This window comes from Deminuibacter soli (assembly GCF_003412455.1).
Lineage (GTDB): Bacteria > Bacteroidota > Bacteroidia > Chitinophagales > Chitinophagaceae > Deminuibacter > Deminuibacter soli.
In genome coordinates this window covers 35,726-47,697 of record NZ_QTJU01000013.1, presented here as the reverse complement: position 1 = coordinate 47,697, position 11,972 = coordinate 35,726, and the positions used below count along the sequence as shown (strand labels likewise).

Genomic DNA, 11,972 nt, shown 5'->3' with positions numbered 1-11,972 from the left:
CAACTAAAACTGCAAGTAATGAATCGTACAATATATACCATACTCACTGCGTCAATTGTTGCTGTGCTGGCAGGCTGTAACAAGCAGCTTGATCTGAAGCCATCTATCAGCATTGCCAATTCCGACGCACTTTCCAGCACCGATGATGTGAAAGCTGCCATGAAAGGCGCTTACTACGATTTTGCGAGTTCTGATTTTTATGGCGGCCGTGCCTTTATGGGCCCCGATTTACTGGGCGATTACAATGAACTGAACTGGTCAGGTACCTACCAGGGCTTTACCGATATATACAACAAAAAAATTACGGTTGACAATAATTTTGTAACCTCCACCTGGCTGGCCGGTTATAAAGCGATTAACGATGTAAACAATGTACTCGCTGCATTGCCTGTTGTAAAAAGCAGCAGTATAAAAAGCGATCTTGAGGGCCAGGCAAAATTCATCAGGGGCGCTGCATTGTTTCAGCTGGTGCGCTTGTATGCCAAAGCCTGGAACGATGGTGACCCTGCAACCAATGACGGTGTGCCTGTTATACTTACCCCTACACTTGGCATCAGCGATTCGCTGAAAGTAAAACGCAGTACAGTGGCACAGGTATACGCACAGGTAATCAGCGATCTGAAAGATGCGGAAGCGGAACTCGCACCTACCAATGGTTTTTATGCAGGCAGTCTTGCAGCCTCAGCCATGCTGGCACGTGTATACCTGCAGAAGGGTGATTATGATAACGCTGCGCTGGAAGCTGATAAAGTAATCGGCTCCGGTAAGTTTCAGCTGATGAAAACATTCGCAGAAGCGTTTCCGTCCATCGATCCGCCTGCACCTATTGCCAATACTGCAGAAGACATACTGGCCATGCAGGTAACCAATACATCGGGCACCAATGGCTTCAACGAGTTTTATGCATTAAGCAACAGGGGTGATATACAAATGACGAATAATCATTTTGCCCTATACGAGGAAGGAGATGACCGTGCTAATTTCTTCAATGAATCAGACGGATCATATTACACGCAGAAGTTTGACAACCTGTATGGCAATGTACACACCATTCGCCTTGCAGAAATGTACCTGATACGTGCCGAAGCAAACTTCAGGCAGGGTACCAGTGTTGGCGCATCACCTGCCGATGATATCAATGCCATCAGAACAAGGGCATTGCTCGGCCCAATTGACGAAGCAGACTTAACACTGGACGAGATTTTATTGCAGCGTAAACTTGAACTATCATTTGAAGGATTTACCCTGGATGATGTAAAAAGATTAAAAGGAAGCGTTGGGCCAAACTATCCGTGGAACGATGGCCGATTGATTTACCCCATTCCGCTGCGTGAAACACGCATTAATCCAAGCCTAACACAAAACCAGGCATATAAATAAATATTATATTGATTTTGAATCGATAAGAAACACAATTTTTTTTAAAATTCTTTTGTACTAAAGTTGTTCGGTTATAAGTTTTTCAATATTTTTAACCAATCGATAACAAATCGCGAAATTTAGAACTTACTAATAAAACTGGTTGCAAAACCAGATATTTGATGCACATGAGAGGCCCTGCCGTTCACGGTGGGGCAAATCTTCCGGCCGCTGTTTCCGCTGAAAGATGATCATTCCTCAACCCCAAACGCCGCTTACATGCGCCTCAACTAACTGCTGTTATTTTTTTGTATAAACGCCAATCTTCCTTGCTTCGCCAGCCATACAATACGCATGTGCTTTACAGCCCTTTAACTTAAGCACTCCCCGGAGTTCGCGTAACTGCTTTTCTTCTATACAAAAATCCCGCATCAAATAAACTGTTGCTTACGTAACAACAGTCCCTTTGTTTTTTGCTTGCATGAGCATATGCCCAACTATTGCGGCCCTGTAAAGAGTGGCTGTACCCATTGCTATTTCTAAAAACAAAAACTGCATATGCTTTATTGACTTTCTCTTCTCACCGCCTCTTTCAGGCTATTAAAAAAGCCCGGTGCAATTTGCGCCGGGCTTTTTTGTATAGGAAACCGGGTTACCGGTATCAGAGTTTGATTTCTTCTTCGTTCGCATCATAAAAATGGAACTCGGTAAAATAGTAATCCGAAGAGCTTTTGATTTTAATGGGCATTTTGTATTTCCTGCGCCATTTAAACCGGATAGAGAAGATGCCCTTGGTAAGATGCGAGTACACGATGGGGTGCACTACCAGGGTTAAATTTTTGTGCTGGTGTGATACCAGGTAATGCAGGCGTTTTTCAATTTCATCCTCCAGCAGCATGGTAGGTGCCACTTTGCCCGAGCCACCGCAGCTGGGGCATGTTTCAGTGGTGTTGATGGTTACCTCGGGGCGCATGCGCTGGCGCGTAATCTGCATCAACCCGAATTTGGAAATAGGCAATACGGCATGTTTGGCCCTGTCTGGGCGCATAAAGCCTTCCATGGCTTCCTGCAGCTTCTTTTTATTCTCAGGAAGCTTCATGTCAATAAAATCCACCACAATGATACCGCCAATATCACGCAGCCTTAACTGGCGTGCAATTTCTTCGGCAGCTTCAAGGTTGGTTTCCAGTGCATTTTCTTCCTGGTTATTGCTTACGCTTTTGTAACCGCTGTTTACATCAATTACATGCAATGCTTCGGTATGCTCAATAATGAGATACGCACCACTGGGCAGGTTTACGGTTTTACCGAACGATGATTTTACCTGTTTGGTAATACCATACTGGTCAAACACGGCCGAGCCATTGTTGTGAAACACCACGATATCGGCTTTGTGCGGTGCAATTTTCTGCACATAGCTCCTAGTATCGTTGTAAATATTTTTGTCGTTGATCACCACGCGGTTAAAATCTTCATTCAGCAGGTCGCGCAGAATGCTGGTGGTTTTATCCTGTTCGCTCAGTACTTTGGCAGGGGGCTGTGCACCTTTCAGGTTGTGCTGTATATTTTTCCAGGTATCTATCAGCGTGCGCAGGTCTTCGTGCAGTTCGGCTGTGTTTTTACCTTCAGCGGCAGTACGTACAATTACACCAAAGTTTTTGGGCTTAATGGCCTCTACAATTTTCTGCAGGCGTTTGCGCTCGTCAGAAGAATGAATTTTTTTGGAAACGGCAACGATATCGTTAAACGGTGTAACTACTACAAAACGGCCGGGGAGGGAGATTTCACAACTTAAACGCGGGCCTTTGGCGGCAATAGGCTCTTTTAAAATCTGAACGAGGATATGGGGTTTGCCATTCAGCACCTCGTTTATTTTGCCTGTTTTAATAATCTCCGGTTCAATCTGGAACTTCGAGAAATCGAACCCGTTGGGGTCCTTATCGGCCATGGCCAGTTGGGTGAACTTGAGGATAGAGCGGGCGTACGGACTTAAATCGGTGTAATGCAGGAATGCGTCTTTTTCAAATCCTACATCCACGAAAGCGGCGTTTAACCCTGGTATCAGTTTTTTAACCTTACCCAGGTACAGGTCGCCTACGGCAAAATTTGCGTCGGCTTTTTCGTTATGCAGTTCCACGAGCTTTTTGTCTTCCAGCAGAGCTATCTCCACGCCGGTCGGGGCTGCATTTATAATTAATTCTTTATTCACAAATAGCAACTTTAATTAGTTATTATCCTTTTCTTATTTCCATTCAGTAACGGGTAGCACAAAAGTGTCAGCACAACAAAAATCCCACAGAATCCAGCCACTTTTGGTTGATAAGGAAAAGGTAAAGTTGCGAGGCGGAAGTCAAGGAATAGCTGTCTGTTAAGGTATAAATGCCGGGCAGCCTCTTACAGCTACCCGGCACTATACTATTATGACAGTAAGATAGAAGTTTTAATTATTTATTCTTCTTCTTATGACGGTTTTTTCTCAGTCTTTTTTTGCGTTTGTGTGTCGCGATCTTATGACGTTTTCTCTTTTTACCACAAGGCATACTCGAATAAGTTTTAAGTTATACAATGAAAAAAAGTTATTGTAATGCTTTGATGCGTTCTTCAATCTCCTTCTTCGCTTCCGGAACGCCGATCATCTGTTCTATTACACGATACCATTTAATGGCATTGGGTTTGTCGCCTTTGCGGTCGTAGGTTTCGGCCAGGTTTAATATGGCTTCCATATTGCCTGGTTCCTTGTTTACGACTGTTAAAAAGCGTTCAATGGCTTTATCATACTGGCCGCTTTTAACACCACCCAAACCCAACACCAGTTGCGCATACATATTATCAGGGTGTGCTTCTGCTACCTTGCGAACGGCTAAAATGCCTTCCATCGGGTTGTCAGAAACATTGCCAAACATGTAGCAGGCACCTAGTCCAACACGGCTTGAATCGTTGGCCGGGTTTAACTCCAGCGCCTTCTCAAACAATGTCTTAGCCTGTAAACCCATCCAGTTTTGCATGCCTGGATCGTTTATCGCCATCAGGTTGTCTAATAACAAATGGGCTGCAAAGGTGAGACTTTTTTCAGAATTTTCCAACTTGGCTGATTCGGCCAGGTAATAAAGTCCCAGTTCGTGCTGGTGAACAGTGTCTTTCCAGAAGTGAGAAAGCTGGCGGTAGGCGTCAAGCTGCTGCGTTTTTACATCGCCGCGGGTGACGTTATTTTCAAGATGGGCAATAAAAGCCTGCTGCTCAGGTGTAAGCTTTTGCTTTGCCTGTGCAAGTAAGTTTTCCGTGCTAACTGTTTGGCTATTATTTCCGGCAGCATTGGGGGATGATGCTGAAGTGCTTGTTTTTTGAGGGGGAACCGTTTTGCCAAAGAAAAATAACAGAACCAATAATACAAGGCCTGAGCCTACTAAAATAAACTGCTGCTTTTTCACGAAGTAAATTTGAGCTGCGAAGTTATTCTACCTTGCGCATTTCTTTCACTTCGTTAACGAATTCTTTAGAGGGTTTGAACGCAGGGATAAAATGCTCAGGAATTTCCACCGCAACATTCTTCTTGATATTACGCCCGATTTTAGCGGCCCGCTTCTTCGTGATAAAGCTGCCAAAACCACGTATGTAAATGTTTTCCCCTTTGGAAAGATTTTCCTTGATCTCTTTCAACATCGTTTCCAGTGTAACCAGTACATCCACTTTCGGGATACCGGTTTTGTCTGAAATATTGTTGATCAAATCTGACTTTCTCATTTTTTTAGCTGTTTATGCTTGTTTAGACTTATACACATCTAAAATAAAACAAAAAACCCGATGTCAAAAGAAAAATGGTTTTTTTTTGAAAGATGTTTAACGCTGAATCGCAGTTGTTTGAAGGCTTGCAGCGCGCGCATAACTTTCACCAAGGCCAATTGTTCTACGGGACCTCTTCACCAAACAACAAAAACGGGGAATTGTTGAATTAAAGTTTCATTTTTGTGAAGTGAATCATTCAGTTATAACGCAACGCCTGCTGCAATGGCATAATTCCGATAATCTCCGCCAAATGCCATGGAAAGGTGAAAAAAATCCCTACAAAATATGGCTCAGCGAGGTAATTCTGCAGCAAACAAGGGTAGAGCAGGGCTGGTCGTATTACGAAAAGTTTATATCAAACTATCCCACCATACAGCAACTGGCGGCTGCGCCCGACGAAACAGTGTTTAAACTATGGGAAGGCCTGGGCTACTATAACCGCTGCAAAAACCTGTTGTTCACTGCCCGTGATATTGTGCAAAACCGCAATGGCATCTTTCCTTCCACCTACGGGGAAATTGTTGAACTGAAAGGTATTGGTCCGTACACGGCAGCAGCTATCAGCTCTTTTGCCTTTAACCTGCCGCATGCGGTGGTAGACGGCAATGTGTTTCGCGTGCTGTCGCGTTTGTTTGGCATCAGCACGCCAATAGACAGCACGGCTGGTAAAAAGGAATTTACTGGTCTGGCGCAGCTGGTACTTAGCAAAGAGCAGCCGGCATTGTACAACCAGGCCATTATGGATTTTGGTGCTACCGTGTGCAAACCCGCGCTGCCACTATGTAATCACTGCCCGCTGCAGCAACAATGTATTGCCTATAAAGAAGGCCGGGTAAATGCATTGCCTGTAAAAGAGAAGGTACTGCAGAAAAAAACGCGCTGGTTTACTTACTTTATACTGGTTGCCGGAGACAAGGTACTGGTGCATAAGCGCGGCGCGAAAGACATTTGGGAGAACCTGTTCGAGTTCTATTTACTGGAAAGTGATGACAAGATTATCTGGGATAAGGCCACGGCCCAAACCTGGCTGCATGAGCAGTTTGGTAAAAATGCAACAGCTGTAAATCATATTTCCCCCTTGCTTGCGCAACAGCTTACCCACCAAACCATCAAAGCCTGGTTTATTGCCGCCACACTGGCCAAAGTGCCGGCCAACCTGCAGCATTACACCTGGCACCCGGTGAAAAACCTGCCTGTACTGGCATTCCCTAAAGTGATCAACACTTACCTGCAAACAGGCGCTTTTCAGCAAAGTCTTTTTTAAAAACATTTTGGCATGAATTTTTTTATTGTATTTTACTTTGTTTTCAAAAAGAAATTAATTTTAATAAGGTGTTGAAATATTGTAAATTCAACTACACTTACAGTGTTTCATGAAAGAAAGTGAAAATATTTTCAGGCGAATAAAACCTATTGTATGAGAGGCGTAAATAGAGTAATGCTCATTGGTAACCTGGGCAAAGATCCGGATGTACAGTACCTGGAAGGCAATATTGCGGTGGCTAAGTTTCCGCTGGCAACAACTGAAACATACAAAGACAGGGCCGGCAAGCTGATATCGCAAACAGAGTGGCATACAGTGGTTTTATGGCGCGGACTGGCGGAACTTGCGCAGAAATACCTGCACAAGGGCAGCCTGATATATGTGGAAGGACGACTGAGAACCCGGAGCTGGGAAGACAAAGACGGCAACAAAAAGTTTGCAACTGAGATTGTAGGCGATAACCTGATCATGCTCGATAAACGCGGCGATGGTCACGGCGGTACCTATCATTCAACCGGTTCGGGAACTGATGCCCTCGAAGGCTACAGCGCGGATGTGCCCCCACCACCACCGCTAACCGACCCTACGGAAGGATTACCATTCTGATTTAACATACAGGTGCATTACATATACACAAAGAACATATTTTTGTAAAACCAAGGGCCGATCATCCGGCCCTTTGCGCTTGTAATTATTCATTAAAAAATAGCAAGTTTGAACCCTCACTCGGTTGTTATACGCGGTATTGCTCAATTGGGATATGTAGCTGCTGATATGCAGGCTACTACCATATTGGTTATCCTGCTGGTGGTACTGCTGGGCTTTTCATTCGCCGTTTCGGGCGCTGAAGTGGCCTTTTTCTCGCTTACCCACAAGGATATCAATATGCTGAAAACCCGTCAGCAGCACCCTTACAAACGCATACTCGACTTACTCGAAGACCCAAAATCATTACTGGCTACCTTACTTATCGCCAACAGTTTTGCCAATATCGGCATTATCATCATTTCCAACGTGGTAATTGATGACCTGTTTACACTCAACAATATTTACATTCCCTGGGTACAGTTCCTCATAAAAGTAGTGGCCGTAACAGCTGTACTGCTGCTGTTCGGCGAAGTAATGCCCAAGGTAATGGCCACACAGAACAACATCCGTTTTGCTAAAGATGTGGGCTTTTTGGTAGAAGCCATCAGTTATGTGTTCAGCTTTATGGGCAAATGGCTGGTAAAGTATTCTGATGTAATTGAAAAGAAACTTGCCAACAAAAACAGCGGCAGCTATACGCTGGAAGAGCTGGATCACGCCATTGACCTTACTACCGACAGCTCTGCTTCTGAAAAGGAAAAGAATATTCTTAAAGGCATTGTGAAGTTTGGCAATATTACCGTTAAACAGGTAATGAAAACCCGCCTCGATGTAAGCGGTATTGACTTCAACAGCAGCTTTGCCGATGTAATCAATAAAGTGGAAGAACTGCACTACAGCCGCCTGCCGGTATACAAAGAAGACCTGGACGATGTGGTGGGTATTATGCATACCAAAGACATGCTGCCTTATCTTGGCAAGGAAGCCGATTTTGACTGGCATTCGCTGATGCGCACGCCCTATTTTGTACACGAACAGAAGCTGATTGAAGACCTGCTGAAAGAGTTTCAGTCCAAACGCATTCACTTTGCCGTAGTGGTAGATGAATTTGGCGGAACCAGCGGTATCATTACGCTGGAAGATATTCTTGAAGAAGTGATCGGTGATATCAGGGATGAATTTGACGAAGAAGACAGCAACTTTAAAAAGCTGGATGAAAATAACTATGTGTTTGAAGGCAAAATCATGATCAATGATGTTTGCAAAGGCATGGGGCTTGATTCAGACACCTTCGACAATGTAAAAGGTGAAGCCGATTCGCTGGCCGGCCTGGTACTGGAAATTGCCGGTGATATTCCCAAAGTAAACGAAGTAATACCAAGCGGTGATTTTGAATTTACCGTGCTGGAAATGGTGAAAAACCGCCTTCAGAAAATAAAAGTTACCATAAAGCCGCAGGAGTAATACTGCGGCTTCTTTGTTAAATCTGCCTCCCGTATTGCGGCACCCTGTATTTTTGCCCCGCAACAGATATTATGCATACACGAACACCGGCCTTTCTTTTAACCGCTATTACACTCATCACGGCACTGGCCTGTAACAGTACGTTTACACCACGTCCGCGCGGGTACTATAAAATCAGTTTTCCCGAAAAAAAGTACCAGTTGTTTGATCAGCCCGGTTATCCCTATTCTTTCGAATATCCCGTGTATGCCAATGTGGTAAAGGATTCTACGTTCTTTGGCGGTGAAACCGAAAACCCGTGGTGGATCAATATCAACTTCCCGCAGTTTGGCGGCCGTGTATACATCAGCTATAAAATAGTTGGCCAGTACAAGCTCGATAAACTGTTGAACGATGCGTTTAACATGACCAACAAACACGCTGTAAAGGCCAATGGCATCGACGATTCGCTGATGGTTACCCCCAATGGTGTGCATGGTATGTTTTTTAAGGTGGCAGGTGATGTGGCTACTGCCAACCAGTTTTTTGTAACCGATTCTACCCGGCACTTCCTGCGCGGCGCCCTGTATTTTGATGCCACCCCCAACCAGGATTCCCTGGCCCCGGTTAATGCCTTCCTGGTAGAAGATATGCGGCATATGATTAATACGTTAAAATGGAAGGGTAAATAATATTATTTTTGCTGATTAATTCATGTGTGATGATTGTAATTGATCAGGTGCTTATCAGCGATGAAGTGGTTGACGAACATTTTGTTTGCGATTTAAGCAAATGCAAGGGTGGTTGTTGTGAAGATGGTGATGCAGGCGCGCCCCTTGAAACACAGGAGCTTGACCAGCTGATTGCCGTGTACGATGCCGTACTGCCCTATATGACGCCCGAAGGCATTAAGGAAACTGAACGCCAGGGAAAATATATTTACGACCGCGAATTTGGCTGGGTAACTCCCACCATTAAAGGCGAAATGTGCGCCTACGGTTACCGCGATGAAACCGGTACGGTTAAATGCGCCATCGAAAAAGCGTATCTCGAAGGCAAAATAGAATGGAAAAAACCCATCAGCTGTCACCTGTTTCCCATTCGCATACAACGCAGCAAACAGGACCCCGATATGGAATACGTGAACTACGAGCCGCGTGAAGACCTGTGCAAGGCCGCCTGCAAACTGGGCAAACGCCTGAAAGTGCCGGCGTATGTTTTTTTGAAAGAAGCAATCATCCGCAAATACGGTGAAGAGTTTTACGATACGCTCGACCAAACAGCCAAACACATCAAAGACAGCCAGTAACTTGTTATATGGGCGCGAATGTTGCAGTAACCAATCTGTACTTTGCGCCCTTTTTTGTCCTCACCGCAACCGCATCTGTTGTAACGCGAAAAAATTGATGGTATGAACGAATCTGCAGCAAGTTTTATAGCCAAAAGCACAATCAAGTCAGCCGACCTGGAGCACAGGCGTAAAATCAACTTCAACATCAGTCGTTACAACGCTGCCGTACCGGGTGGTAAAGAGCAATTTGCCGATGTAATGCTTGCCCGTGAGCACGCCAAGAATGTGAAATGGCGCGCCATTGAAACGCTTGATCAGCAACTCGAAGAATTTGAACTGCAGATCACCAAACGCGGTGCTACCGTGCTGTGGGCCGAAACAGCCGAGCAGGCACTGGAAGAAATAGGTAAAATATGTGATGCCAAACAATGCCGCACAGTGGTAAAGAGCAAGAGCATGGTAACAGAAGAAATTCACCTGAACCATTACCTCGAAAACCGCGGCATAGAAAGCATTGAAACCGATCTCGGCGAATATATTCAGCAGCTGGATGGAGAACCGCCTTACCACATTGTTACCCCTGCCATGCACAAAAGCAAGGAAGATGTGGCCAAACTGTTTGCAGACAAACTGGGTACCGACCCCAATTTAACCCCCGAACAGCTTACACTGGTTGCCCGCAACAAACTGCGCGAAAAATATGTAACCGCAGAAATAGGCGTTACCGGCGCCAACTTTATTATTGCCGACAGCGGGGCCATCGCATTCACTGAAAACGAAGGCAATGCCCGCCTTAGCGCATCATGGCCTAAAACACACATCGTAATTGTAGGCATTGAAAAAGTAATTCCTTCACTGGCAGATCTCGGATTGTTCTGGCCGCTGCTGGCCACCTATGGCACCGGGCAAAAGGTAACCGTATACAACACCATTGTAAGCGGTCCGCGCCAGCCGGGTGAAGTAGACGGGCCGGATGAAATGTATGTGATACTGCTCGATAACGGCCGCACCAACCTGCTTAACGCCAATACGCGCGAAGCCTTGTACTGCATACGTTGCGGCGCCTGCCTCAATGCCTGCCCTGTATACAAGAACATTGGCGGCCACAGCTATGGCACTACCTACAGCGGCCCTATTGGTAAAGTAATTACGCCCCACCTGCGCGGCGTAGATGAATACAAACACCTGAGCTACGCATCCAGTTTGTGTGGCAACTGTACAGAGGTATGCCCCGTACGCATTAACCTGCATGAATTACTGCTCGAAAACCGCAACATCGCGGTACAGGAAGGGGATAGCACTTTCGCTGAAAGAATGGCCTGGAAAGCCTGGAAAACGGCCAGTTTAAACCGCGGCATGATGAATATTGGCAGCGGTAAAACCAAGAACTGGGTGGTGAACAAGGTATTCAAGGGCTGGACTACCCACCGCAGTGAACTCAACTTCAGCCAGAAAACATTTAATGAAATGTGGAAAGACGAGCATGGTAAAAAGGCATAACTGCTTTTTTACCATGGCCTGGTTTTATTCACTGTCGCCCCGCTGGTGCTCCTGGAAGCGTACGTTGCTTTCATCGAGTATCTGCAGCAATTCCTCACGCCCCTGTTTGGTAGTGGCGCTGGTAATAACGCTTTGCGGTAAAAACTGCCAGGTTTGCAGCATAGAATCAAGAAAGGCCTTTACATTGGCCTGTACACGGCCGGGTTTCGATTTATCGGCCTTGGTAAACACCAGCGTAAAAGGAATCTGCCATTCGCCCAAAGAGTTTACAAACTCGAGGTCAATTTCCTGCGGCTCATGACGGCTGTCGATCAGTACGAATAAATTAATGAGATTATCACGTTTGCGCAGGTAGTTTTCAATCATCTGCCCCCAGCTGCGGCGCTTTTGCTGCGCCACTTTTGCATAACCATAACCCGGTAAATCTACCAGGTACCAATTGCTTACCGCGCCTTTTTCAGAACGGCTGCTGGCAACGGTGAAATGGTTGATGCTTTGTGTTTTACCCGGTGCCGCCGAAGTTTTAGCCAGTTTCGAATTATTGCACAGCATGTTGATAAGCGATGATTTGCCCACATTACTGCGCCCGATAAAGGCATACTCGGCCCGGTCGGCTTTGGGACATTTATCTACCGACGGACTGGATATCAAATACACTGCTTTCCTGATGATCATGCCGCAAAGAAAGCGAAAAATGGGCTAAATGACCAGATTGTTGGATGGTTTGATGGCTGCGGAGGGAAA

Annotated in this window: 11 protein-coding genes; 7 read left to right on the top strand and 4 right to left on the bottom strand. The window is 45.5% G+C overall.

The window, feature by feature from the left end:
* Positions 1-18: 18 nt before the first annotated feature.
* Complete coding sequence (locus DXN05_RS22555) at positions 19-1,380, top strand: RagB/SusD family nutrient uptake outer membrane protein (RefSeq protein ID WP_116849571.1); 1,362 nt, start codon at positions 19-21, stop codon at positions 1,378-1,380.
* Positions 1,381-2,020: 640 nt separating this feature from the next.
* On the opposite strand, the gene DXN05_RS22550 is transcribed toward DXN05_RS22555, so the two are convergent.
* The 3 genes from DXN05_RS22550 to DXN05_RS22540 form a co-directional block, all read right to left on the bottom strand.
* Positions 2,021-3,568, bottom strand: coding sequence for an Rne/Rng family ribonuclease (locus DXN05_RS22550; RefSeq protein WP_116849625.1), 1,548 nt, complete (start codon positions 3,566-3,568; stop codon positions 2,021-2,023).
* A gap of 367 nt (positions 3,569-3,935) precedes the next feature.
* Entirely contained in the window at positions 3,936-4,787 is an 852-nt protein-coding gene (locus tag DXN05_RS22545) for a tetratricopeptide repeat protein (protein ID WP_116849570.1), read from the bottom strand.
* 22 nt (positions 4,788-4,809) lie between these two features.
* Complete coding sequence (locus DXN05_RS22540; protein WP_116849569.1) at positions 4,810-5,100, bottom strand: HU family DNA-binding protein; 291 nt, start codon at positions 5,098-5,100, stop codon at positions 4,810-4,812.
* A gap of 229 nt (positions 5,101-5,329) precedes the next feature.
* On the opposite strand from DXN05_RS22540, the gene mutY reads away from it, so the two are divergent.
* The 6 genes from mutY (at position 5,330) to DXN05_RS22510 (ending at position 11,228) form a co-directional block, all read left to right on the top strand.
* The gene (mutY, locus tag DXN05_RS22535; RefSeq protein WP_262511514.1) at positions 5,330-6,406 is read left to right on the top strand and encodes an A/G-specific adenine glycosylase; all 1,077 of its coding nucleotides are present in this window, start codon (positions 5,330-5,332) and stop codon (positions 6,404-6,406) included.
* A gap of 153 nt (positions 6,407-6,559) precedes the next feature.
* The gene (locus tag DXN05_RS22530) at positions 6,560-7,012 is read left to right on the top strand and encodes a single-stranded DNA-binding protein (RefSeq protein WP_116849567.1); all 453 of its coding nucleotides are present in this window, start codon (positions 6,560-6,562) and stop codon (positions 7,010-7,012) included.
* Between the two features lie 108 nt (positions 7,013-7,120).
* Positions 7,121-8,458 carry a gliding motility-associated protein GldE gene (gene gldE, locus DXN05_RS22525; RefSeq protein WP_245975279.1) on the top strand — a complete coding sequence of 446 codons (1,338 nt, stop codon included), beginning with the start codon at positions 7,121-7,123 and terminating at the stop codon, positions 8,456-8,458.
* A gap of 71 nt (positions 8,459-8,529) precedes the next feature.
* Entirely contained in the window at positions 8,530-9,129 is a 600-nt protein-coding gene (gene gldD, locus DXN05_RS22520) for a gliding motility lipoprotein GldD (RefSeq protein WP_116849566.1), read from the top strand.
* A 29-nt stretch (positions 9,130-9,158) separates the two neighbouring features.
* Positions 9,159-9,746, top strand: coding sequence for a DUF3109 family protein (locus DXN05_RS22515; RefSeq protein WP_116849623.1), 588 nt, complete (start codon positions 9,159-9,161; stop codon positions 9,744-9,746).
* A 102-nt stretch (positions 9,747-9,848) separates the two neighbouring features.
* Positions 9,849-11,228, top strand: a complete 1,380-nt coding sequence (locus DXN05_RS22510) for a LutB/LldF family L-lactate oxidation iron-sulfur protein (RefSeq protein ID WP_116849565.1) — start codon at positions 9,849-9,851, stop codon at positions 11,226-11,228.
* A gap of 24 nt (positions 11,229-11,252) precedes the next feature.
* Here DXN05_RS22510 and yihA read toward each other — a convergent pair whose 3' ends face one another.
* Complete coding sequence (gene yihA, locus DXN05_RS22505) at positions 11,253-11,903, bottom strand: ribosome biogenesis GTP-binding protein YihA/YsxC (protein WP_116849564.1); 651 nt, start codon at positions 11,901-11,903, stop codon at positions 11,253-11,255.
* Positions 11,904-11,972: the final 69 nt, after the last annotated feature.